Raw genomic sequence first — 23,286 nt, 5'->3', positions numbered from 1 at the left:
GTGCGGCACATCGAAGTCCCGGGCGGCGGGGCGGACCTGCGGACCTCGGTGGTTCGTCAGGTGACCGGCGTTCCCCCCGGAACCGGCGAGGGCGTCACGGCCGGAAGGGGCGAGGGCGTCACGGCCGGAAGGGGCGCTCCCCGGAACCGGCGAGGGCGTCACGGCGTGGAAGCTTTCCGACCGCTTCGGTGGCCGCGGCCCTCCGGTCGGCCTTCGAGGAAAGAACACGATCGCGCCACAGTCGGCGGCAGAGATCCTTTCCGGCGGGGTCCCTGTTCACTTTTCGGCGGGCCGGTTTCTCACGGGCCGGGTAAAGAACCGGCCACGGGGTAAGACCGGATGAGGGATGGCGCGTTCCGTGCGGTGGATCATGGCCGCACACGCGAACAGCCTCTCACCTGCGGTGATTCGGTGATGGCCCGTCAATGACCCCGATGGTTCGCCAATTGGCAAGCCCCGTGCGGGACACGGTCTCGTGACTTGCCGGACACGCTCGCGCAACGGAAGCGTCTTCAAGTCTTGACACCCACCCCCTTGAGGCAGCAACCTTCCGTCATCGGCGCATGGGAGCGCTCCCACATCGCACACCCGTTTTTATGTGCGATCGGCACTGCCCGTGCTTCCCCCCAGCATCACCTGGCGCGGCACTCACGGCGCCTGGGTCCCGCAGTGAGCCAACCGCCAGTCACACCCTGGAAATAGGAGTAGTGGAATGCGCATCACCCGCAACGTCGCAGGTCGACGCCGTAGAGCCGCGATCGTGGCCACCACTGGCCTGACGGCCACCGCCCTGCTGCTGGCGGGCTGCAGCGACTCGTCGGACGACGAGGGCGGCAGCACCGACGCCAACGGCAACATCACCCTGACCGTCGCCGACTACGGCCAGTTCGGGTACAAGGAAGCCGGGCTCTTCGCCGAGTACCACAAGCTCCACCCGAACATCACGGTCAAGGAAGACACCACGGCCGAGGAGAAGGTCTACTACCCGAAGCTGCTCCAGCAGCTGAACTCGGGCAGCGGCCTCGCGGACGTCCAGGGTCTGGAGGTCGGCCGCATCAAGGAGCTGGTCGACACCAAGGCGGACCAGTTCGAGGACCTGAGCAAGGTCATCGACGCGACGGACTTCGTCTCGTGGAAGGCCAAGCAGGCCACGACCTCCAGCGGTGCGCTCATCGGCGCCGGCACGGACATCGGTCCGATGTCGCTCTGCTACAACACCGACCTCTTCAAGAAGGCCGGTCTGCCGACCGACCGCACCGAGGTCGCCGCTCTGGTCAAGGGTGGCTGGGAGGACTACCTCAAGCTGGGTGAGAAGTTCAAGGCGAAGGCGCCCGCGGGCACCTTCTTCATGGACTCCGCCAGCGCGATGTTCAACGCCGTCGTCAGCTCCAGCGCGAAGCAGTACTACGACGAGGACGGCAAGGCGATCTACAAGGACAGCCCCGCCGTCCAGCAGGGCTGGAACCTGGCCGCCGAGGCGGCCACCAAGAAGCTGACCCAGGGCGTCCCGCAGTTCGGTGACCCGTGGGCCGCCGCGCTCCGCAAGGGCACCATCGCCACCGTCGCCTGCCCGGCGTGGATGGCCGGTCAGATCTCGGTCAACGCCGGTGACGCCAACAAGGGCAAGTGGGACATCACCAGCGCGCCGGGCGGCACCGCCGCCAACTGGGGTGGCTCCTTCCTCGGTGTTCCGAGCTCCGGCAAGCACGTCGACGAGGCCACCAAGCTCGTCGCCTGGCTGACCGCCCCCGAGCAGCAGGCCGCCGTCTTCAAGGCGATCGGTTCCTTCCCGTCCAACACGGGTGCGTACGACCTCCCGGGTGTGAAGGACGCGAAGCTGCCGTACTTCAACGACGCCCCCATCGGTGAGATCTACGCCGGTGAGGCCAAGACCATCCCCGAGGCCGTCCTCGGCCCGAAGGACGCCACCATCAAGGACACCATCTCCACCGAGATCAACAACATGGAGCAGCGCGGCACCGACCCCGACAAGGCCTGGAAGACGGCCGTCGAGTCGGTCGACAAGGTGATCGGCTGATCCCCGGCGGTGCGGGAGGCCCACAGGCCGCCCGCACCGCCTCGGCGTGCGCCCGCCACCCCGTCCGGGGCGGGCGCACGCCACCGGCCCGTTCGCCCCGGGCCCCCGCACGCCGGGCCCGGGGCGAACGGCCGACAGCGAGGAACCGCCGGTACGCGAGACCACCGGCAGGCACACGGCACGACCCGCACCACGGCACGACCCGCACCACGGCACGACCCGCACACGGCATCACGGCACCACCCCGCACGGCACCGCACGCAGTACCCGCCGCACCACCCGCACGGACGACCATCGGTCCTCCTCCCGGCCCGCCGCCGAGGCTGAGTCATCGGCCTCCCCGGCCCGCCGCGCAGGGCTTCCTCGCAGATGAACCACCGGCCTCCCCGGCTCGTGGGCGCAGGTGCGAACCGGTTCCGCCGGTTCGCCGCCCCAGAGGTCCCGAGAGCCCGTCCACGCGCACGCACCACCGGCCCTCCCCGGCCCGCACCACTCCGCTCGCCCCTCCAGCCGGCTCCGCACAGGCCGGCCCCGGGACGAACGGCTCCGCCCATCCAGCCCCACACGACCGGCACCGCTCGGCACCGCACCGGGACACGCAGTCCCGAATCCGGGCCGGCCCGGTACCGATCGACGCGCCCGCCGGCGCACCCCAGGGAAGGACTCCCGCCCGTGGCAACCTCGACCCCCACCCGGGACGCCTACGTCCCGCCACCCCGTGGTTCCCGACAGCAACCGGCGAGCAGCCGGCAGACCTGGCGGAGCCGGCTGTGGCGGTTCGACGACAAGGCGTCCCCGTACGCGTACATCGCCCCGTTCTTCCTGGTCTTCGCGGCCTTCGGCCTCTACCCGCTCATCTACACCGGCTGGATCGCCCTCCACCGGGTCGAGATGACCGGCATGGACCAGATGGACTGGGTCGGCTTCGACAACTTCACGAAGATCTTCCAGGACTCCGAGTTCTGGACGGCCCTCAGCAACACGTTCGTGATCGGTGTCCTCTCCACCGTTCCGCAGCTGCTGGTGGCGCTGGGCCTGGCCCACCTGCTCAACTACAAGCTGCGGGCCAGCACCTTCTGGCGCACCATCATCCTCACGCCGTACGCGACGTCCGTCGCCACCGCGGCCCTCGTCTTCGCCCTGGTCTTCCGGACCGACGGCGGGCTCCTCAACTGGGTCCTGCACTTCGTCGGCTTCGGTGACACCAACTGGGGCAACGGGCACTGGACGTCGAAGATCGCCATCTCGGTCATCGTGATCTGGCGGTGGACCGGCTACAACGCGCTGATCTACCTCGCCGCGATGCAGGCCGTGCCGGGCGACCTCTACGAGGCGGCCTCGCTGGACGGCGCCAACCGCTGGCAGCAGTTCCTCAAGGTGACCATCCCCTCGCTGCGGCCGACGATCCTCTTCACGATCGTCATCTCCACCATCGGCTCCATGCAGCTGTTCGGTGAGCCGCTGCTGCTGGAAGGCGGCGCGATCGGCGCCATCGGTGGCACCGAGCACCAGTACGAGACGCTGAGCATCTACCTCTACAACTACGGCTGGAACCTGCAGCACCTCGGCCTGTCCGCCGCCGTGGCCTGGGTCATGCTCGCCATCCTGCTGGCGATCGCGTTGATCAACTGGATCATCAGCCGCTTCGTACGCCGTTCCGCGGCCTGACCGGGAGCGATACCTCTCATGACCATCACCAGCACCCCCGCCAAGGTCTCCGCCCCCGCGCGTCCGAAGCCGGACCGTCGCGCTCCCCGCAAGGGCCGTCTCGCCATGGGCGCGGGCGACACCCACAAGGCCGGGCCGTTCACCTACATCGCGCTGATCGTCATCGGCATCGGCTCGATCCTGCCGCTGTACTGGACGTTCGTCGCCGCCTCGCACACCCAGGACGAAGTCCTGGCCAGCACGCCGCCGTTCCTGCCGGGCGGCCGGCTCTGGCACAACCTTCAGGCCGCCTGGGAGAACGCCAACCTCGGCAAGGCCATCATCAACACCCTCATCGTCTCGGCGTCCATCACCGCCGCGACGCTGTTCTTCTGCACCCTCGCCGGCTACGCCTTCGCCAAGATGCGCTTCAAGGGCCGGGGTTGGCTGATGACCGCGGTCATCGCCACCCTGACGATCCCCCCGCAGCTCAGCGTCGTACCGCTGTTCATGATGATGTCGGACATCGGCTGGGGCGGAAAGCTGGAGTCGGTGATCTTCCCGACCCTGGTGAGCGCGTTCGGTGTCTTCTTCATGCGGCAGTACCTGCTGGAGGCGCTTCCGTACGAGCTGATCGAGGCCGCCAAGATCGACGGCGCGAGCAACTTCCGCATCGTGCTCAGCGTGGTGCTCCCGGTGGCGCGCCCCGCGATGATGGTGCTCGGCATGCTCACCTTCGTCCAGGCGTGGAACGACTTCTTCTGGCCGTATCTCGCGCTCAACCAGGCGAACCCCACCATCCAGGTGGCCCTGGGCCAGCTGAGCGCCTCGTACACGCCGGACCAGTCCATCGTCATGGCAGGCGCCCTGATCAGTACGCTGCCCCTGCTGGTGGTGTTCGTGGTCTTCGGCAAGCAGATCGTCGGCGGCATCATGTCCGGCGCGGTCAAGGGCTGACACACCCCGGCCCGCACCTCCGGGCGCCCGCGCGACGCCCCCACCGGTGCCCGCGCGGGCACCGGATCCCCCCTCTTCCTCTTCATCCATGGGAGCGCTCCCGCATGACAGCTGTACGCCCTGACCTCGCCCCCAAGCAGGCCGCCGACGCCCTCGTCTTCCCGCCCGGGTTCGTCTGGGGCGCGGCCACCGCCGCCTACCAGGTCGAAGGAGCGGCCTCGGAGGACGGCCGTACGCCGTCCATCTGGGACACCTTCTCCCACACCCCCGGCAAGGTCCACAACGGCGACACCGGTGACATCGCCGGGGACCACTACCACCGCTACCGCAGCGACGTGGCGATGATGAAGGAGCTGGGTCTCGGCGCCTACCGCTTCTCCATCTCCTGGTCCCGCGTCCAGCCCACCGGCCGCGGCCCGGCCGTCGAGCGCGGCCTCGACTTCTACCGCAAGCTCGTCGACGAGCTGCTGGAAGCGGGCATCCAGCCCGTCGCGACCCTGTACCACTGGGACCTTCCGCAGGAGCTGGAGGACGCCGGCGGCTGGCCCGAGCGCGCCACCGCCGAGCGGTTCGCCGACTACGCGGCGATCATGGCCGGCGCCCTCGGCGACCGCGTCGGCACGTGGACCACGCTCAACGAGCCCTGGTGCTCCGCCTACCTCGGTTACGCCTCGGGCGTCCACGCCCCCGGCCGTACCGACCCCGGCGCGTCCCTCCAGGCGGCCCACCACCTCAACCTCGCCCACGGACGGGCGATCGAGGCTCTGCGCGCTTCCATCCCCGCCAGCGCGCAGACCTCGGTCACCCTCAACCTCCACCAGGTGCGCCCGCTCAGCGACGCCCCCGGCGACGTCGACGCGGCCCGCCGCATCGACGCGGTCGGCAACCGGGTCTTCACCGGCCCGATGCTGCACGGCGCCTACCCCGAGGACCTGATCGCCGACACCAAGCACCTCGTCGACTGGTCGAAGCTGGTGCACGACGGCGACCTGGCGACGATCTCCCGCCCGATCGACGTCCTCGGCATCAACTACTACGCGCCGACGCTCGTCACCGACCCGTCGGGCGGCGGCGCGGAGAGCAACAGCCACGCGCACGGCGACAGCGCGCACTCGCCGTGGCCCGGCTCGGAGCACGTGGCCTTCCACAAGGCCGAGGGCAAGCCCGTCACGGCGATGGACTGGTCCGTCGACCCCGACGGCCTGCACGCCCTGCTGGTCGACACCGCCCGCGAGTTCCCCGACGTCGCCCTCATGGTCACCGAGAACGGCGCCGCCTTCGACGACTACGTCTCGCCCGAGGGCCGCGTCGAGGACCCGGAGCGCATCGCGTACCTGCACGGCCACATCGACGCGGTCCGCCGCGCGATCGCCGACGGCGCGGACGTCCGCGGCTACTTCCTCTGGTCGCTGATGGACAACTTCGAGTGGGCGTACGGCTATTCGAAGCGCTTCGGCATGGTCTACGTCGACTACGCCACGCAGACCCGCATCCCCAAGGCGAGCGCCCGCTGGTACACCGACGTGATCCGCCGTCACGGCCTGCCGCAGGACTGACACTTCCGCACCCGCGGCGTCGAGCCCGGGGGTGCCGGGGGAGTCGTGGCCGCCTGACCGGCCCCGATGCCCCCGGCACCCCCTCGGCGCAGACGGCCTCCCCGCCACCCTGCGTCACGGGGGCGCTCCACACGCCCCCGGCACCGAGACCCGGCTGCTCAATGCAGCCGGGTCTTCGTGTTGCCCGAAAGGAGTCCCGTACGATTGGGAGCGCTCCCAAATTTGGTGCTCTTCGGCAGCCCCCGGGTCCGGAAACGTGTCAAGGGAATCTTTCGACAGGGCTTGGTTCGACATATTCGACTGTGAGAAGTTGACGGCGAAACGGGAGGCGGACATGGTGTCAGCACGCGTACGGGGCGGTGGGCGGCCGACGCTCGAAGAGGTCGCCGTCAAAGCGGGTGTGGGCCGCGGCACGGTCTCCCGCGTCATCAACGGATCGCCGCGGGTCAGCGACCAGACCCGCGAAGTGGTCGAAGCCGCCATCGCCGAACTGGGGTACGTACCCAATCGCGCGGCTCGTGCCCTGGCCGGAAACCGCACGGACGCCATCGCGCTCGTGGTACCCGAGCCCGAGGCCCGCTTCTTCGCCGAGCCGTACTTCTCCGACATCGTGCGCGGAGTGGGCGCCGCCCTCGCCGACACCGACATGCAGCTGCTCCTCACCCTCGCCGGCAACGACCGCGAGCGCCGCAGACTCGCCCAGTACCTCACCGCGCACCGCGTGGACGGCGTCCTGCTCGTCTCCGTGCACGCCGACGACCCGCTGCCCGAACTCCTGGAACAGCTCGGCATGCCGTGCGTCATCAGCGGCCAGCGCGGCGCCGACGAACCGCTCGCCTCGGTCGACTCCGACAACTTCCAGGGCGGCCGCAGCGCCGTCGCCCACCTCATCGAACAGGGCCGCCGGACCATCGGCACCATCACCGGCCGGCTGGAGGTCTACGGCGCCCAGCGCCGCCTGGACGGCTACCGCAGGGCCCTCGCCGAAGCCGGCCTCGCCCCGGACGAACGCCTCATCGCCCTCGCCGACTTCACCGAGGAGGGCGGCGCCCGCGCGATGACCGAACTGCTCGCCCGCCACCCCGACCTGGACGCCGTCTTCGCCGCCTCCGACGTGATGGCGGCAGGCGCCCGCCACGTACTGCGCGAGGCCGGCCGCCGCATCCCGGACGACGTGGCCATCGTCGGCTTCGACGACTCCGTGGTGGCCCGCCACATGGAACCCGGCCTCACCAGCGTCCGCCAGCCGATAGAGGAGATGGGGCGCGCCATGACCGAGGTCCTGCTCCAGCAGATCACCGACCCCACCGACGAGCGCCGCCACCTGGTGCTCCCGACCGAACTGGTCGTCCGCGCCTCCTCGTGAGACCTCCGAACGGCTCCCGAACGGCTCCCGGGCAGCGGACGGGGCCGCGGGACGGGGCCGCCGGACGGGCCCGTCGGAGGGGGCCGCCGGGTGGGGCGACCGTCCGGTGCGGCCGCGGCCGGGCCGGGCGCCGGGGCAGCCGTCGGGCGGGGGAGTGCCCCCTCATGCCGCGCAGGCCGCCACGTCGGACGGGGCCCCGCATCCTCCCGCGCGGGGTCCCGCGCAGCCACCGCCGGGCATCGTGGGGCGAGCCGAACCGCACCCCCCGCAGCGGTACTTCGCGCGGCGCCCCGGTCCGCCTGCCGATCTCCGTACGCCGCGCCGCGTGCCCGTACCAGGACGACGGCACGGGGTGGTCCCGCGACAGCCACTCCACGGCCCGCTCCCGGCGCGTCCACTGCGGGGGGATCGGTAAGGGAAAGGGAAAATTTCACATGGTCACCACATCGACTCCACCGCGCGGGCTACAGTGCGCCAGGTACGGCGAGTGTGTGACGCACCACACCTGGTCACACGTTGAGCCGCCGGGTGCGTTCCGAAGCGGCAGTGCATCTGGGGGGCCACATGCGCACCATGGTCAAGGGCGCGAACGTCGGGCTGTCCACGCTGAGCGAGGACGTCGGATCGGTCGTCGTGAGCCTGGGCTGGAGCAGCGCCACGGGGGAGGGCGACGCGGACGTCTCGGTGCTGCTGCTCGACGAGAACGGCAAGGTGCGGGACGACACCGACTTCTGCTTCTACAACACCCCGGCCGCGGGTGACGGAAGCGTGCAGCTCCTCGGGAAGACGCCCTCCGCCGACGGCGACGAGGACCGGATCAGCTTCGACCTCGACGCGGTTCCGGCGTCCGTCGACCGTCTGGTCGTCGCGGCCAGCCGTTACGGAGGCGCCCGGTTCGGCGAGCTCGACGACGTGCGTCTCACCCTCGCGGACAGCTCGGGCGAAGGGCTGCTCTCCTTCGCCGTCGAAGAGGCGGGCGAGGTCAGCGCTCTCGTCTTCGGCGAGCTCTACCGGCGGGCCGGCGAGTGGAAGTTCCGCGCGGTCGGACAGGGGTACGCCTCCGGACTGGCGGGTCTGGCCACGGACTTCGGCGTGGACATCGACGACGACGCGGCGACGGAGGCCGAGGCGGCTGAGTCCGAGGAGGCCGAAGAGGCGGCCTCTGCGGAGGAGGGTGCTCAGGCGGTCCCCGAGGTACCCGGACCGGATGAGGCGGCGCCGGAGGCCCCTTCCGGCGCACCCGGGGCCACCGTGCCCTCTCCCCGGAGCGTGGCCGGGACCGCCGCGGTGCCCGAGGCGGCGGTACCCGTCTCGCGTCGTCCGCGTACCGCCCGGAAGAAGGTCACCATCCAGCGGACGGCGAAGAAGTCGCTCGCGGAGACCGACGCCTGGCAGCCGGCCCGGCTCTTCCCCGTACCCGCCCTCAGGAACGACCGGGAGCGCGAGACCCGGGCCACGTCCGTCGTCCTCGCGGTGATGGCCCAGGTCCCCGAGTTCGGACGGCGGCTCACCGCCGGATTCGGCGCACCGGCGGGGCGCATGGAGACGTTCACCGAGGTGTCGCTGCCGCACGGGGACAGCCCGAGGCGGCCGGACGGCGTGATCCGCGTCGAGCGCGCGGGCAAGCTCTGGACCGCCCTCGTGGAGACGAAGACGAACGGAAACCCCCTCAAGGACGACCAGGTGCAGGCGTACATGGACATCGCCGCCCGCCGGGGGTACGAGGCCGTCATCACGCTCTCCAACGACGTCGCGCTGGAAGGCAGCCCGCTGGTCTCCGTACGCGTGGACGGGCGTCGCAAGCACAAGGTCGCCCTCTGGCACCTCTCCTGGGCCGACGTCGCCCACCAGGCCCAGATGCTCATCCGGCACGAAGGCGTCGGCAACGCCGCGCACGTCTGGATCCTCGCGGAGCTGCTCCAGTACCTCCAGCACGAGAACTCCGGCTGCCACGGCTTCCAGAACATGGGCGCCGCCTGGGTCCCGGTCCGCAAGGGGATCGACGACGAGACCCTCTGCGTGGGTGACCCCCGGGCCGTACAGGTCATCGAGAGCTGGGAACGCCTGGTGCGCCAGGTCTGCCTGCGGCTGGGCGGCGAACTCGGGCAGAAGGTGCTGCCCCTCCAGCGCACCCGGCGCGGCGCGGACCCGACCGCGCGGCGTACCGAGCAGGCCGATCACCTGTGCGCGCAGGGCCGGTTGGAGGCCGGACTCCGTATCGAGGGCATGCCGGGCGCGCTGACGCTGGCGGCGGACCTGCGGACGGGAAAGCTCCGGACCTCCGTCGAGGTGCCGTGGGCCGGGCAGGGCTACCCGCTGAGCCGGGTCAAACGGTTCCTGCGTCAACTCGACTCCGCACCCGCCGATCTGCACATCGAGACGCTCCTCGACGGGGAGACACCGGGCCCGCGCGGCACGCTGGAGCGACTGCGGCCCGAGCCCGCCGACCTGCTCCCCAAGGACGGATCGCAGATCACCGGGTTCCGGCTCTCCCTCCTCAAGGGCATGGGCAGCGGCCGTGGCAGCGCCGAGTCCGGGTTCATCCGGAGCGTCGACGACGCGGTGCACCGGTTCCACACCACGGTCATCGCGCACCTCGACACCAGGAGCGCGCCGCGAGCCCGGGCCGGCGAGGCGCCCACGGGCGGCTGAGCCGCGCGGACCGGCTGATCCGTCAGGGCGGCCGGGTCCGGGCCTGGCTCCCCAGGAACGGGCTTCTCAGGGGCGGGCTCCTCAGGGGCGGCTGCGCAACGGGTGGTCCGCCGGGACCTCGATCACCGCGATGCGCAGCCCGTCCGGGTCGGCGATCCACATCTCGATCAGCCCCCACGGCTCCTGGACGGGCGGCCGCAGGATCGGTACACCGCGTGCGCGGAGTTCCTCGTGGGCGGCGGCGACGTCGGCGACCTGGAGCCAGAGCCGCAGGTCGGGGGAGGGCGGGGTGTCGCCCCGGCCGGAGACTTCGAGGAACCCGCCGCCCAGGAAGTAGACCGTGCCGCGCTCCGGGCCGGTACCGAACTCGCGGTGGACCGCCAGGCCGAGGGCCTGGCCGTAGAAGGCGCGGGTGCGCTCGGGGTCGGTGGGACGCAACAGCGTCCGGCTGCTCAGTACGTGCACCATGTGCGCCGACGTTACGCCGGTCACGGGCCCGGGAGGCGCCTCCCTCCCACGTCGGCTCGACCGCTCCGCGTCACCCTCTGGCCAAGGGGCGGCCTGCCTGATGTGATCTCCGGCCATGACCACAGGATCTGAGCTCATGCGTGACCACTGGTGGTGGCGGCCCGGGTGGAGCCCCGGCCGGAGGTCCTACACCTGGCATCTGACCTTCGGCGGGCAGGAGGACCTGCACCGTGCGGCTGCCGCCTACCGGGGCGGCCTCGCCGGCCTGGACGGCCTGACCCTCGTCCCCGACGAGTGGCTGCACCTGACGATGCAGGGCATCGGTTTCGTGGACGAGGTCGGACCGGCGTCGTGGACCGGATCGCCGCAGCTGCCGGAGAGCGGCTCACGGCCGTTCCCGCCTTCGACGTCCGGTTCGGCGCCGGGTCCGCCGTCCTCGCCCCCGAAGCGATCCGGCTGCCCGCCCTCCCCGCCGACCCCGTGCACGCGGTCCGGGACGCCATCAGGGCCGCGATCGGGGACGTCCTGCAGGAGGTGCCGGAGCGGGCAGAAGGGTTCCGCCCGCACGTGTCCGTCGCCTACAGCGCCTCCACCGGCCCGGCGGGGCCGATCGCCGAAGCGCTGGACGCACTCGGGGTGTCCGCGGCGACCGCACGGATCACGTCCGCCGAGCTGATCGTCATCGGCCGCGACCGGCAGATGTACGAGTGGGAGACCTGTGCCCGGGTGCCCCTGGGGACCGTGTGACGGGAACGCACGAAGAAGGCCCGGACTGCTTCCGCAGTCCGGGCCTTCTTCTTCAAGGGTGAGTAACGGGACTCGAACCCGCGACATCCTGGACCACAACCAGGTGCTCTACCATCTGAGCTATACCCACCATGTTCGTCCGGGCGTTTCCGACCGGCCGAGAAAAAGTGTACAGGGTTTTCGAGGGTGCTCGCGCCACCTTTCGGTGGCCCCCTCCGCGGCCCCGTCCACAGGCCCTCCCGGGCCCGTGAACAGGGGGTTCGCAGGGGTGCGGCCGGCAGGCCCTACTGCTCGGCCGGGACCACGTGGCGGGCGGCGATCTCCTTGGCGCGGTCCGAGTCCGGGCCGGGCTGAGGCACGAAGACGGCCTCACGGTAGTAGCGCAGCTCCGCGATGGATTCGCGGATGTCGGCCAGTGCCCGGTGGTTGCCACTCTTGTCCGGGCTGTTGAAGTACGCCTTCGGGTACCAGCGCCGGGACAGCTCCTTGATGGAGGACACGTCGACGATGCGGTAATGGAGGTACCCCTCCAGCGCCTGCATGTCGCGCGCGAGGAAGCCCCGGTCGGTGCCGACGGAGTTTCCGCAGAGCGGGGCCTTGCCCGGCTCCTTCACGTGCTCGCGCACGTACGCCAGCACCTGGGCCTCGGCGTCGGCCAGGGTGGTGCCCCCGGCCAGCTCGTCGAGGAGGCCCGAGGTGGTGTGCATACGCCGCACCACCTCGGGCATGGTCTCCAGGGCCGCGTCCGGCGGGCGGATCACGATGTCCACCCCTTCGCCGAGCACGTTCAACTCCGAGTCGGTGACCAGAGCCGCCACCTCGATGAGTGCGTCCTGCGTCAACGAGAGCCCGGTCATCTCGCAGTCGATCCATACCATGCGGTCGTTCATGGACCCCACCCTACGGGGCGCTCCGCTGTCCCGGCAGGGCCGGGCGCCCGCCGGGGTAACCCTCCGGGCTCCGGTCCGGCCGGTCCGGGAGGACCGGCGTGCCCGGGGAGGCGGCGAAAGCGGCCAGCCCCGTGGAACCGCCCGGCATCCTCCGTACCGCCGAGGAGACCTGCGCGGGCACCACCGCCTCCACCGCGCCGGGCTCCGGCCCCGATCCCGGGCGGCGGGCCCGGTAGGCGGCCCGGTACGCGGCGGGGGAGGAGCCCAGCTGGCGGCGGAAGTGGCCGCGCAGCGCCACCGGCGAACGGAAGCCGCAGCGGCCCGCGACCTCGTCCACCGAGTAGTCCGACGTCTCCAGCAGCCGCTGCGCCTGGAGCACCCGCTGGGTGATCAGCCACTGGAGCGGAGCGCTGCCGGTGAGTGAGCGGAAGCGCCGGTCGAAGGTACGGCGGCTCATGTACGCGCGGGCCGCCAGCGTCTCCACGTCGAACTGCTCGTGCAGATGCTCCAGGGCCCAGGCCACGACCTCGGCGAGCGGGTCGGAGCCGATCTCTTCGGGTAAAGACCTGTCGAGGTAGCGCTCCTGACCGCCGCTGCGGCGCGGCGGCACCACGAGACGGCGGGCCAGCGCGCCGGCGGCCTCCGTGCCGTGGTCCGTCCGCACGATGTGCAGGCAGAGATCGATCCCGGCGGCCGTCCCCGCCGAGGTGAGCACGTCACCGTCGTCGACGAACAGCTCGCGCGGATCGACGTGCACCGACGGATAGCGCTTGGCCAGCGTCGGCGCGTACATCCAGTGCGTCGTCGCCGGGCGGCCGTCCAGCAGCCCGGCGGCCGCGAGGACGAACGCCCCGGTGCAGAGCCCGACGATGCGGGCGCCCTCCTCGTGTGCGCGGCGCAGCGCGTCGAGCGCCTCGACCGGAGGCGGGGAGGTGATCGAGCGCCAGGCGGGCACCACCACGGTGCCTGCCCTGCTGATCGCCTCCAGGCCGTACGGCGCGGTGAGTTCGAGGCCGCCGGTGGTGCGCAGCGGCCCTTCCTCCCCGCCACAGACCAGCAGGCGGTAGCGGGGAACGCCCGCGTCCTGCCGGTCGATGCCGAAGACGGAGAGCGGGATGGAGCTCTCGAAGATCGGGCCACCGCTGAACAGCAGTACGGCTACGACTTCCCGGCGTCGCCGCCCGGCCAACTTCCGTGCGGCCTCCGTTACGGAAGCGGAGTCCTGGCTCATGACGCTAAGCCCCCCTCGGTGTTCGCGTCTCCCTGGTCCCTACAGGCCTGTCGCTCCTGCACGTGTCCCCTCGGTGCCGCACATGTCCCCAGTGCTCGATTTCAAGATCGAACCTACTGCGTCCCGCGATGCCGAAATGACACGTTCCCTCACCGGCTCAATGTCGACAAGGCAACGTGGCGTGAAGCGTTCGATCACGAAGCGTTCCACTCGCGAGCGGCACTGTGAAGTGCGCGTCGCGATCATGGCCCGTCCGCGTCGGGTGAAAGCGTACCGCGCGGTCCGTTCCTGCCAGGTGACAAGTGCAAATGAGAGGCACAACGCCAAGGTTTCGGCGCAGATGTGAAGTTGGCCGAAAAGCGACGGTCGTGCGCGCGGGATTCAGTCATGCTCCGGCGCGCTCCCCGCGCACTCGTGGCCCTGTCGGTCACGCCCCCGCGCACCTGTGAGAAAGCCCGCCAGGGGATCTTCCTCGCCTCTGCCGGCCGCCGGCGGGGGCGCGGACGGAGCGGGCCGGAGGAAGCGCGCGAGCCCGGCGGATCAACGGATTCACCGGCGCACGCAAGGGAATCGGCTTGCGCCCGGTGCGCCTGTCCGTGCGCCCTCATGCGCTCGTGCCCGGCCTGGCTCGGAGGGACCGGGCGACGTCGGGTACGGGCGGTCGCCACGCGTACGCTCCGGGTGCGCACCCCGGCGCGCCGACGCCCTCGCCGGCGTGTCGGGTGGCCAACAGGGGCCGTTCCAGAGGGCGGTACGGGGTGTGCGCCGCGGTTCGAAGACCCTCTCCGAGCCATACCGGCCCGTCGGAAAAACGGGGCGAAGGGCCCTCTCCGGCGCCGCGACGCTCGGTGTACGGGCCAACCGGCATTGCCAACCGCCCTCGCCTCGTGCATGCTCCCCCAAAGCGCGTCACGCGCTTTGCGGCGGTCTGGGCGGTGGAGGAGTGGCGCCGTACCCTTGGGGGTAAAGGGTTGGAAAGATGATTCCCGGACAAGCGCCCGACAGCAGCCCGGGACAGCAGCCCACGACCACCGTCGTCGGGCCCTCGTCCTGGACGGTCGTCGGACACAAGTCCACAGCCCCGCACGGCAGCCGCTCCCCGAAGCCGCACACGTCCCCCTGGGCCGTGTTGTGAAAGTCCCGCCTGTCTGGCGACGCCTGGCACGCCCTCCGGGCGGACGACGCTACTTTCACCACACGACCTAGCCGTTCCCTCCTCACGAGGACTCTCTTCGCCGAGACACCGATGGCCGGTCACGAATCCCCTGAACCCGCAGACCGCAAGCAGGTAACCGACCACGGGTCGGACCCCCTGACGGTCGAAGAAACACGTCATTCCTGCGACCCGGCCTTCCGGCACGGTGTCGTGGTCGGTTTCGACGGCTCCACGTCCAGTGAGCGAGCCCTCGCCTATGCGATCGGCATGGCCTGCAGATCCGGCTCCGGACTGATCATCGTGCATGTCGCCAACCGGCTCCCGACCACCGTCTGGGCAGGCTGCGAACCCCCCGTCTTCGTCGACGTACCCGATCACCGCACCGAGGTGCTCGGTCTCGAACTGGCCTGCGCGGAGTACCTCTCCGAGGTGCCGTGGGTGCTGGTCGAGCGCGGCGGCGACATCTGCCACGAACTGGAGGAAGTCGGCCGCGAGTACGCGGCCGACGCGATCGTCGTCGGGTCGACGCACGGACTGGTGGGCCGGATCTTCGGCTCCGTGGCCGGCCGTCTCGCCCGCCGCGCGCAACGTCCCGTCATCGTCATCCCCTGATCCCGACAAGGGGTCCCGACAAGGGGTCCCGACAAGGGGTCCCGACGAATGGTCCCGGCACGTGGTCCCGACGCATTGACTCCGGCGAAGGACCCGGCGGGCCCCGGGTGTTGATCCACCGCAGGGTTGACGGGCCGTCAATCCGCCGGGTCCGCACATCAGTACACCGGGTCATCCGCACGTTCCGTGCATGACGGAAGCGGGCGCACACCACGATCGAGTGGTCGTGCGCCCGCTTCTCGTCGCCCTCGGTCCGTCCCGGCCCGGTGCGGACCTCGCCGGGAGGCCCCTGGGTCCTACTCGACGGTGACGGACTTCGCCAGGTTGCGCGGCTTGTCGATGTCACGGCCCATGGCCAGCGCCGTGTGGTACGCGAAGAGCTGGAGCGGGATGCCCATGAGGATCGGGTCGAGCTCGTTCTCGTTCTTCGGCACGACGATGGTGTGGTCCGCCTTCTCCTGGACCTGGTGCGCGACGGCGAGGATCCGGCCGCTGCGCGCCTTGATCTCCTCCATCGCGGCCCGGTTCTTCTCCAGCAGGTCGTCGTCGGGCACGATCGCCACGGTCGGCATCGCGGGCTCGATCAGGGCCAGCGGGCCGTGCTTCAGCTCGGAGGCCGGGTACGCCTCGGCGTGGATGTACGAGACCTCCTTGAGCTTCAGCGAGGCCTCGCGGGCCACCGGGTAGCCCCGCACCCGGCCGATGAACATCATCGACTTGGCGTCCGCGTACTCGGCGGCCAGCCGCTTGATCTCGTCCTCGTTCGCCAGGATCTCGCTGATCTGCTCCGGCAGCCGGCGCAGACCCGCGATGATCCGCTTGCCGTCCGCGACCGAGAGGTCACGGATACGGCCCAGGTGCAGGGCGAGCAGCGCGAAGGCGACCACGGTGTTGGTGAAGCACTTGGTGGAGACCACGCAGACCTCGGGGCCCGCGTGGACGTAGGTACCGCCGTCGGCCTCCCGGGCGATGGCGGAGCCCACGACGTTGACGACGCCGAGCACCCGGGCGCCCTTGCGCTTCAGCTCCTGGACGGCGGCCAGCACGTCGTAGGTCTCGCCGGACTGGGAGACGGCGACGTAGAGGGTGTCGGGGTCCACGACCGGGTTGCGGTAGCGGAACTCGGACGCGGGCTCGGCGTCCGCGGGGATGCGGGCCAGCTCCTCGATCAGCTGGGCGCCGATCTGGCCGGCGTGGTACGAGGTGCCGCAGCCGAGGATCTTGATCCGGCGCACCCCGCGCGCCTCGCGGGCGTCCAGGTTGAGGCCGCCCAGGTGCACGGTGGAGAAACGGTCGTCGATACGGCCCCGCAGCACGCGGTCGACCGCGTCGGCCTGCTCCGAGATCTCCTTGTGCATGTACGTGTCGTGGCCGCCCATGTCGTACGACTCGGCCTCCCACTCCACGGTGGTCGGCGTGGCCGTCGTGGTCGAGCCCTCCGTGGTGTACGTACGGAAGTCGTCCGCCTTGAGGGTGGCCATCTCGCCGTCGTCGAGGGTCACGACCTGGCGGGTGTGGGCGACGAGGGCTGCGACGTCGGAGGCGACGAACATCTCCTTCTCGCCGATGCCGAGGACGACCGGGGAGCCGTTGCGGGCGACCACGATGCGGTCGTTGAAGTCCGCGTGCATCACCGCGATGCCGTAGGTGCCCTCGACGGAGCGCAGCGCCTCGCGGACCTTCTCCTCCAGGGTCTCGGCCTGGGCGCGGGCGACCAGGTGGACCAGCACCTCGGTGTCGGTCTCGGAGAGGAACACGACGCCGTCGGCGACGAGCTTCGCGCGGAGCTCGGAGGCGTTGTCGATGATCCCGTTGTGGACGACCGCGACCTTGTTCTCGGCGTCCATGTGCGGGTGGGCGTTCTCGTCGCTCGGGGCGCCGTGGGTGGCCCAGCGGGTGTGCGCGATGCCGGTCGTGCCCGCGAAACGCTTGGGGATACGGGCCTCCAGCTCGCGGACGCGGCCCTTCGCCTTGACCATCTTCAGCGTGCCCGGCTTGCCCGCCGCGGTCTTGCTCGTCACGACGATGCCCGCCGAGTCGTACCCCCGGTACTCCAGCCGCTGCAGACCTTCCAGCAGCAGCGGAGCGACGTCACGCCTGCCGATGTATCCGACGATTCCGCACATGTTTTCTACCCCTCCTACGACGTACAGATGCCCTGCGGTGCTCGGCCCGCGGCCGTTGCCTCAGCCGTTGCCTCAGCCGTAGACGATGCGGCGCAGCTGGCGGAGCGAGAGCTCCGGCGGTGCCACCGCGCGGTGCGGCAGCTCGGCCGCGATCCGCTCGAAGATCTCCGTGTTGACCAGGCCGCCGGACTGCAGTTCGCGGTGGCGGCGCCGGACGAAGGCCTCGGTCGTCTCGTCGAAGAACGCCAGCACGTCGAGTACCACCCGGGCCGCCTCACCGCGCTGGAGCGAGGTGGAGCGTACGAGGTGGTCGATGAGGTCGTCGTGGGACGAGCGGCGTTCGAGCACCCGTTGATACTGCGTGGGCAGGCGGCCTTATGCAAGAAATCTGCCCGAAATCGGGCAGGAGCTGTGTGAAACATGTGGCACGGCGGCGCTTACGTCTTCCGTGCGGTGTTCGTGGGGAGGCGTGAGAGGGGCGTGAGAGAGGCCTGGGGGGAGGCCTCGGGAAGATGGCCGGAAGCGGTCCGCCCAAGGGTACGGCTACGCCCGGTAACCCCCGCGCGGGCCGGACCGTACCGGCTGATGCTGGCCACCGGGCACGGACACGTTCCGCCACCGGACCCCCGAACGCAGGCCTTCGGACTCCGTCCGCCCGGTCGGTTCCCGGGGCCGGGGTGGCGATCATCCGGCCACGGTGGCCGGATGGGACGCACCGGGGCCGGGTTCGAGCCGGGCCGCCGCCCGCGAGAGTCCTTTCCGAAGACCCCCCTTACGGGCGCCGGGCCGCCGCCCGCCGAGGGCTCCCGCCGAGCCCCTTCGCGGGTCACGCCCCGAAGGCGCTCCGGCAGGCGTCGAGCCCCTGGATCGACACCTCCACCCTGCGGTGCTCCTCCCACCGCGCGCGGTCCAGCCGGAGCCGCTGGAGCGTCGCGGGGGCCCCGCGCACGGCGGCGACCGCTGTGCCGTCCGGGAGGTAGCCGAGGCGGCGTGAGACGCCGAGGGAGGCCGGGTTGTCGGTCATCGCCGCGGACACGGCGCACTGGGCGCCCAGCCCCGCGAACGCCAGGTGCAACGCGGCGGCCCGCATCTCCGTCCCGAACCCCTGCCGCTGGTGGACGAGACCGAGCCAGGAGCCGGTGGAGGCGACGCGGGTGACGGCGAAGTCCTTCGCCATCAGGTCCTGCCGCCCGACGACCTCCCCGTCGTGCAGCACGGCGAGGCTCAGGGCCCAGTCGTCCGGGGACCAGTTCGCGATCGTGGACAGCACGTGCTGGAACGTCGCCCGCGCCACCGCCCCGGGCTCGTCGTCGGTCCACGGCACGGTGAACGGCATCCGGTCGGCCGCGTGCACCCCCGCCCCGGCCACGGCCGCGAGCCGGTCGGCGAGCGCGGTGTCGGGGAGCCGCAGTTCGAGCCGGGGCGTACGGATGCGGAGTCCGTGGAGGGGCCAGTGCTCGTACGGGGTCGTCATGGGCGAACTCTGCCGCAGGGGCCGGAAGGGCGTCGACCGATTATGGGGGCAGGGAGCCGGCCCGGCGCGCGCGCCGGGGCCGCCGGCCGCGCGCCGGATCGCCGCGCCGTGTCCGACTGTTCGCGCGGGGTGGAACGGGTCACGCCGCCGGCAGCCCCAACTCCCGGGCGATCAGCATCCGCTGGACCTCGCTGGTGCCCTCGCCGATCTCCAGGATCTTGGAGTCGCGCCACATGCGGGCGACCGGGTACTCGTTCATGAAGCCGTAGCCGCCGTGGATCTGGGTGGCGTCGCGGGCGTTGTCGACGGCGACGGTCGAGGAGTAGAGCTTCGCGATGGCCGCCTCCTTCTTGAAGGGCTCGCCGGCCACCAGGCGGGAGGCCGCGTCGCGCCAGCCGATGCGGGCCATGTGGGCGCGGGTCTCCATGTCGGCGATCTTGAACTGGATGGCCTGGTTGGCGCCGATAGGGCGGCCGAAGGCGTGGCGTTCGGCGGCGTACTTCACCGACTCGTCCACGCACCCCTGGGCCAGCCCGGTCGCCAGGGCGGAGATCGCGATCCGGCCCTCGTCGAGGATGCGGAGGAACTGGGCGTACCCCCGGCCCTCCTCGCCGAGCAGGTTGGCGGCCGGGACGCGGACGTCGGCGAAGGAGAGTTCGCGGGTGTCGGAGGCGTTCCAGCCGACCTTGGAGTACGGGGCGGCGACCGTGAAGCCGGGGGTGCCGGACGGGACGACGATCGCGGAGATGCGCGGGGAGCCGTCGTCCTTGCGGCCGGTCACGGCCGTCACGGTCACCAACTCGGTGATGTCCGTGCCGGAGTTGGTGATGAAGCACTTGGAGCCGTTGATCACCCACTCGCCGGCCGCCTCGTCCAGCACCGCCGTGGTGCGGGTGCCGCCCGCGTCCGAGCCGCCGTCGGGCTCGGTCAGGCCGAACGCGCCCAGCGCCTCGCCCGCGCAGAGCTTCGGCAGCCACCGCTGCTTCTGCTCCTCGGTGCCGAAGCGGTACACCGGCATGGCGCCCAGCGAGACGCCCGCCTCCAGGGTGATCGCCACCGAGGAGTCGACCCGGGCCAGCTCCTCCAGGGCGATCCCGAGGGCGAGGTAGTCGCCGCCCATCCCGCCGTACTCCTCCGGGAACGGCAGCCCGAACAGGCCCATCCGGCCCATCTCCCGCACGATCTCGTACGGGAACTCGTGGCGTTCGTAGAAGTCGCCGATCTTCGGGGCGACCACCTCGTGGGCGAACTCCTCGACGGTACGGCGCAGTTCCTCGTGCTCGGCGGCGAGCCGGTGGTCCAGGGGCATGGCGGGGTCACTCCTCGGGGGAAGCGGGGGAAGCGGTGGGCGCGGGAGGCTCGGGTGTCGGCTCCGGACTCGGCGAGAGCGCGCGGACGGTACGGGACGGGCTCGGGCGGCCCAGATGCCCCGCCAGCCACACGCTGGTGGCGGTGAGGGCGTCGAGGTCGACGCCGGTGTCGATGCCGAGGCCCTGGAGCATCCACACCAGGTCCTCGGTGGCGAGGTTGCCGGTGGCGCTCTTCGCGTACGGGCAGCCGCCGAGGCCGCCCGCCGAGGCGTCGACGGTGGTCACCCCGTGCTGGAGCGCGGCGAGGGTGTTGGCGAGGGCCTGGCCGTAGGTGTCGTGGAAGTGCACGCCGATGGCGTCGGTGCGCACCCCCTCCTCGTTCAGCTCGGCGAGCAGGGCCTGTACGTGGCCGGGGGTGGCGACGCCGATGGTGTCGCCGAGGGAGAGCTCGTCGCAGCCGAGGTCCATCAGGGCTTTCGCCACCCGGACGACCCGGTGCACCGGGACCGGCCCCTCCCACGGGTCGCCGAAGCACATCGAGAGGTAGCCGCGCACATGCACCCGGTCCTCCTTGGCGCGGGCCACCACCGGCTCGAACATCGCCAGCGACTCGGCGACGGACCGGTTGAGGTTGCGGGCGGCGAAGCTCTCCGTCGCCGAGCCGAAGACCGCGATCCGCCGGGCCCCGAGCGCCAGCGCCCGGTCGAGCCCGCGTTCGTTCGGTACGAGGACGGGGAGCGCGACCGCGTTCGCGCCGCCCGGCCCCGGCAGGTCGCCGAGCATCGGGAACAGCTCCTCGGCGTCGGCGAGTTGGGGGACCCACTTGGGGTGGACGAAGCTCGTCGCCTCGATGGTGGTGAGCCCCGCGGCGGCGAGCCGGTGGATGAACTCGGCCTTCACGGCGGTCGGTAGAGCCGTCTTCTCGTTCTGCAGCCCGTCGCGCGCGCCCACTTCGTGGATACGGACCCGGGCGGGCAGGTCCTGCGCGGCGACGGCCATCGGCAGGGCGGGGCGCTGGGGGGTGGTCATGACTGCCTCTCCTCGGGAGCCGGAGCCGGAGCCGGAGCCGGAGCCGGAGCCGGAGCCGGGTCCGCCCCGGTGTCCGGTGCGACCACGGCCAGCACCTGGTCCATGGCGACGGTGGCCCCGGGCGAGACGTCCAGTTCGGTGACGGTCCCGGCGTGCGGGGCGGAGATGACGTGCTCCATCTTCATCGCCTCGACCACCAGCAGCGCCTGCCCCGCCGCCACCGCGTCCCCGACCGCCACCTTGACCACGGTGACCGTGCCCGGCATCGGCGCCGCGAGGGTGTCCGCGCCCGCGCGGGCCGCCCCGCTCAGGGACGCCTCCACCGGGTCGTGGTCCCGCACCTGCCAGGTGTCGCCGTCGCGGCCGAGCCACTGCCCGGCACGCCAGAAGTGGTGCACCACACCGTCGAGTTCGACGGTCACCCGGTCCGGGCCCACCGTCGCGCCCGGCGGCGCCTCCCGTACCACCGGCTCCTGGCCGGCCACCCGCAGCGGGAAGGCGAGCGGGGCGGGTGAGCCGCCGGTGCGCCAGCCGTTCGGCACGGCGAACGGGTCCGTCCAGCCGTGCGCGTCCGGCACCGGGGCGAGCGCCTCGGCCCGTACGGCTGCCGCCGCCGCGTACACCTCCTCCGGTACGCCGCCCGGGACCAGCCCCGCCGCCTCGCGTTCCACCAGCCCCGTGTCGAGCTCGCCCGCCACCACCGCCGGATGGGCCAACAGGCGCCGCAGGAAACCGGTGTTGGTCGGTACGCCCAGGATCACCGTGTCCGCGAGGGCAGCCCGCAGCCGGCGCAGGGCGGTCGCCCGGTCGGGTCCGTACGCGATGACCTTCGACAGCATCGGGTCGTACAGCGAACCGACCTCCGTGCCCTCGCTCAGCCCCGAGTCGGTCCGTACGCCGCCGCCCCCCGGCTCGTCCAGCGCGAGCACCGTGCCGCCGGAGGGAAGGAAGCCGCGGGCCGGGTCCTCGGCGCAGACCCGGGCCTCCACGGCGTGCCCGGTGAAGGTGATGTCGGCCTGCGTGTGGAGGAGTTGCTCGCCGGAGGCGACCCGTAGCTGCCACTCCACCAGGTCGAGCCCGGTGACCAGCTCGGTCACGGGGTGCTCGACCTGGAGCCGCGTGTTCATCTCCATGAAGCAGTACGCGGACGGATCGCCGCCCGGCACGATGAACTCGACCGTGCCCGCGCCGACATAGCCGCAGGAACGGGCCGCCCGCACCGCCGCCTCGCCCATCGCCGCCCGGGTCGCCGCGTCGAGCAGCACCGAAGGCGCCTCCTCGATCACCTTCTGGTGGCGGCGCTGGAGCGAGCACTCCCGCTCGCCGAGGTGGATCACGTGGCCGTGGGTGTCCGCCAGCACCTGGATCTCGATGTGCCGGGGGCGCTCGATCCACCGCTCGACCAGCAGCGTGTCGTCGCCGAAGGAGGCCGTCGCCTCGCGGCGGGCCCCCGCGATCTCCTCGGCGAGCAGCGCCTCGTCGTGCACCAGCCGCATGCCCTTGCCGCCGCCGCCCGCCGACGGTTTCAGCAGCACCGGCATGCCGATCCCGCGTGCCGCGTCGGCGAGTTGAGCGTCGGTGAGGCCGCTGCCGGAGGATCCGGGGACGATCGGCACCCCGGCCGCCGCGACCGTCTCCTTCGCCCGGATCTTGTCGCCCATCAGGGAGATCGCGTCGGCGGGCGGCCCGATGAAGACGAGCCCGGCCTGCGCGCACGCGCGGGCGAAGGCGGCGTTCTCCGCCAGGAAGCCGTACCCCGGATGGACCGCCTCGGCCCCCGTGCGGCGGGCCGCCTCCAGCAGCGCGGGCACGCTGAGGTAGCTCTGCGCGGCGGGCGCCGGGCCGATCCGTACCGCCGTGTCCGCCTCCCGTACGTGCCGGGCGTCCGCGTCCGCGTCGCTGAAGACGGCGACCGACCGGACGCCGAGGGCGCGCAGCGTCCGGATGACCCGGACGGCGATCTCGCCCCGGTTGGCGACCAACACCGTGCTGAACATGGACGTCCCTCTCTCCCTCTCGCCCGTACG

The 23,286-nt window shown here is 71.6% G+C and carries 17 protein-coding genes and 1 tRNA gene; 8 read left to right on the top strand and 10 right to left on the bottom strand.

Features of this window, described 5'->3' with window-relative positions; all coding sequences use genetic code 11:
- The first annotated feature begins 712 nt into the window (after positions 1 to 712).
- The 6 genes from OG599_RS11820 (at position 713) to OG599_RS11795 (ending at position 10,216) form a co-directional block, all read left to right on the top strand.
- A complete protein-coding gene (locus tag OG599_RS11820) occupies positions 713 to 2,038 on the top strand; it encodes an ABC transporter substrate-binding protein (protein WP_327175947.1) in 1,326 nt (441 codons plus the stop codon).
- Between the two features lie 672 nt (positions 2,039 to 2,710).
- Positions 2,711 to 3,706: a carbohydrate ABC transporter permease gene (locus OG599_RS11815; protein WP_327175946.1), complete on the top strand. Its 996-nt coding sequence runs from the start codon at positions 2,711 to 2,713 to the stop codon at positions 3,704 to 3,706.
- Positions 3,707 to 3,724: 18 nt separating this feature from the next.
- Positions 3,725 to 4,642, top strand: coding sequence for a carbohydrate ABC transporter permease (locus tag OG599_RS11810; protein WP_442809420.1), 918 nt, complete (start codon positions 3,725 to 3,727; stop codon positions 4,640 to 4,642).
- A gap of 104 nt (positions 4,643 to 4,746) precedes the next feature.
- Complete coding sequence (locus OG599_RS11805; RefSeq protein WP_327175945.1) at positions 4,747 to 6,198, top strand: GH1 family beta-glucosidase; 1,452 nt, start codon at positions 4,747 to 4,749, stop codon at positions 6,196 to 6,198.
- A gap of 334 nt (positions 6,199 to 6,532) precedes the next feature.
- Positions 6,533 to 7,564, top strand: a complete 1,032-nt coding sequence (locus OG599_RS11800; RefSeq protein ID WP_327175944.1) for a LacI family DNA-binding transcriptional regulator — start codon at positions 6,533 to 6,535, stop codon at positions 7,562 to 7,564.
- Positions 7,565 to 8,128: 564 nt separating this feature from the next.
- Positions 8,129 to 10,216, top strand: coding sequence for a TerD family protein (locus tag OG599_RS11795; RefSeq protein ID WP_327175943.1), 2,088 nt, complete (start codon positions 8,129 to 8,131; stop codon positions 10,214 to 10,216).
- An 81-nt stretch (positions 10,217 to 10,297) separates the two neighbouring features.
- On the opposite strand, the gene OG599_RS11790 is transcribed toward OG599_RS11795, so the two are convergent.
- Positions 10,298 to 10,684 carry a VOC family protein gene (locus tag OG599_RS11790; protein WP_327175942.1) on the bottom strand — a complete coding sequence of 129 codons (387 nt, stop codon included), beginning with the start codon at positions 10,682 to 10,684 and terminating at the stop codon, positions 10,298 to 10,300.
- Positions 10,685 to 11,035: 351 nt separating this feature from the next.
- Here OG599_RS11790 and OG599_RS11785 point away from each other — a divergent pair, with 351 nt between their 5' ends.
- Positions 11,036 to 11,431 carry a 2'-5' RNA ligase family protein gene (locus tag OG599_RS11785; protein ID WP_327175941.1) on the top strand — a complete coding sequence of 132 codons (396 nt, stop codon included), beginning with the start codon at positions 11,036 to 11,038 and terminating at the stop codon, positions 11,429 to 11,431.
- A gap of 57 nt (positions 11,432 to 11,488) precedes the next feature.
- On the opposite strand, the gene OG599_RS11780 is transcribed toward OG599_RS11785, so the two are convergent.
- The 3 genes from OG599_RS11780 to OG599_RS11770 form a co-directional block, all read right to left on the bottom strand.
- A tRNA-His gene (locus OG599_RS11780) sits at positions 11,489 to 11,561 on the bottom strand.
- Positions 11,562 to 11,715: 154 nt separating this feature from the next.
- Positions 11,716 to 12,321 carry an oligoribonuclease gene (orn, locus tag OG599_RS11775; protein WP_327175940.1) on the bottom strand — a complete coding sequence of 202 codons (606 nt, stop codon included), beginning with the start codon at positions 12,319 to 12,321 and terminating at the stop codon, positions 11,716 to 11,718.
- A 10-nt stretch (positions 12,322 to 12,331) separates the two neighbouring features.
- On the bottom strand, positions 12,332 to 13,552 hold the full coding sequence (locus OG599_RS11770; RefSeq protein ID WP_327175939.1) for a helix-turn-helix domain-containing protein: 1,221 nt from the start codon (positions 13,550 to 13,552) through the stop codon (positions 12,332 to 12,334).
- Positions 13,553 to 14,798: 1,246 nt separating this feature from the next.
- Between OG599_RS11770 and OG599_RS11765 the strand changes: the two genes are divergently transcribed.
- Positions 14,799 to 15,320 carry a universal stress protein gene (locus OG599_RS11765; RefSeq protein ID WP_327175938.1) on the top strand — a complete coding sequence of 174 codons (522 nt, stop codon included), beginning with the start codon at positions 14,799 to 14,801 and terminating at the stop codon, positions 15,318 to 15,320.
- Positions 15,321 to 15,616: 296 nt separating this feature from the next.
- Here the strand turns inward: OG599_RS11765 and glmS are convergent, their stop codons facing one another.
- The 6 genes from glmS to OG599_RS11735 all read right to left on the bottom strand — a co-directional run bounded on the left by glmS (position 15,617) and on the right by OG599_RS11735 (position 23,256).
- On the bottom strand, positions 15,617 to 17,446 hold the full coding sequence (glmS, locus tag OG599_RS11760; RefSeq protein ID WP_327175937.1) for a glutamine--fructose-6-phosphate transaminase (isomerizing): 1,830 nt from the start codon (positions 17,444 to 17,446) through the stop codon (positions 15,617 to 15,619).
- A gap of 72 nt (positions 17,447 to 17,518) precedes the next feature.
- Positions 17,519 to 17,794: a hypothetical protein gene (locus tag OG599_RS11755; RefSeq protein ID WP_266704610.1), complete on the bottom strand. Its 276-nt coding sequence runs from the start codon at positions 17,792 to 17,794 to the stop codon at positions 17,519 to 17,521.
- Positions 17,795 to 18,272: 478 nt separating this feature from the next.
- Positions 18,273 to 18,920, bottom strand: a complete 648-nt coding sequence (locus OG599_RS11750) for a GNAT family N-acetyltransferase (protein ID WP_327175936.1) — start codon at positions 18,918 to 18,920, stop codon at positions 18,273 to 18,275.
- Between the two features lie 139 nt (positions 18,921 to 19,059).
- Entirely contained in the window at positions 19,060 to 20,229 is a 1,170-nt protein-coding gene (locus OG599_RS11745; RefSeq protein WP_327175935.1) for an acyl-CoA dehydrogenase family protein, read from the bottom strand.
- A gap of 7 nt (positions 20,230 to 20,236) precedes the next feature.
- Positions 20,237 to 21,259, bottom strand: a complete 1,023-nt coding sequence (locus tag OG599_RS11740; RefSeq protein ID WP_327175934.1) for a hydroxymethylglutaryl-CoA lyase — start codon at positions 21,257 to 21,259, stop codon at positions 20,237 to 20,239.
- The gene (locus OG599_RS11735) at positions 21,256 to 23,256 is read right to left on the bottom strand and encodes an ATP-binding protein (protein WP_327175933.1); all 2,001 of its coding nucleotides are present in this window, start codon (positions 23,254 to 23,256) and stop codon (positions 21,256 to 21,258) included. The genes OG599_RS11740 and OG599_RS11735 overlap by 4 nt, the downstream gene beginning before the upstream one ends.
- Positions 23,257 to 23,286: the final 30 nt, after the last annotated feature.

Source organism: Streptomyces sp. NBC_01335 (assembly GCF_035953295.1).
Lineage (GTDB): Bacteria > Actinomycetota > Actinomycetes > Streptomycetales > Streptomycetaceae > Streptomyces.
Note: the sequence above shows the minus strand (reverse complement) of the source record. Positions and strands in the feature narration are given on the sequence as shown.

Coding starts and splice junctions, on each gene's coding strand:
- OG599_RS11790 (WP_327175942.1), bottom strand. CDS start 10,684: ATGGTGCACGTACTGAGCAGCCGGACGCTGTTGCGTCCCACCGACCCC.
- OG599_RS11765 (WP_327175938.1), top strand. CDS start 14,799: ATGGCCGGTCACGAATCCCCTGAACCCGCAGACCGCAAGCAGGTAACC.
- OG599_RS11810 (WP_442809420.1), top strand. CDS start 3,725: ATGACCATCACCAGCACCCCCGCCAAGGTCTCCGCCCCCGCGCGTCCG.
- OG599_RS11770 (WP_327175939.1), bottom strand. CDS start 13,552: ATGAGCCAGGACTCCGCTTCCGTAACGGAGGCCGCACGGAAGTTGGCC.
- OG599_RS11740 (WP_327175934.1), bottom strand. CDS start 21,259: ATGACCACCCCCCAGCGCCCCGCCCTGCCGATGGCCGTCGCCGCGCAG.
- orn (WP_327175940.1), bottom strand. CDS start 12,321: ATGAACGACCGCATGGTATGGATCGACTGCGAGATGACCGGGCTCTCG.
- OG599_RS11735 (WP_327175933.1), bottom strand. CDS start 23,256: ATGTTCAGCACGGTGTTGGTCGCCAACCGGGGCGAGATCGCCGTCCGG.
- OG599_RS11820 (WP_327175947.1), top strand. CDS start 713: ATGCGCATCACCCGCAACGTCGCAGGTCGACGCCGTAGAGCCGCGATC.
- OG599_RS11745 (WP_327175935.1), bottom strand. CDS start 20,229: ATGCCCCTGGACCACCGGCTCGCCGCCGAGCACGAGGAACTGCGCCGT.
- OG599_RS11750 (WP_327175936.1), bottom strand. CDS start 18,920: ATGACGACCCCGTACGAGCACTGGCCCCTCCACGGACTCCGCATCCGT.
- glmS (WP_327175937.1), bottom strand. CDS start 17,446: ATGTGCGGAATCGTCGGATACATCGGCAGGCGTGACGTCGCTCCGCTG.
- OG599_RS11805 (WP_327175945.1), top strand. CDS start 4,747: ATGACAGCTGTACGCCCTGACCTCGCCCCCAAGCAGGCCGCCGACGCC.
- OG599_RS11795 (WP_327175943.1), top strand. CDS start 8,129: ATGCGCACCATGGTCAAGGGCGCGAACGTCGGGCTGTCCACGCTGAGC.
- OG599_RS11800 (WP_327175944.1), top strand. CDS start 6,533: ATGGTGTCAGCACGCGTACGGGGCGGTGGGCGGCCGACGCTCGAAGAG.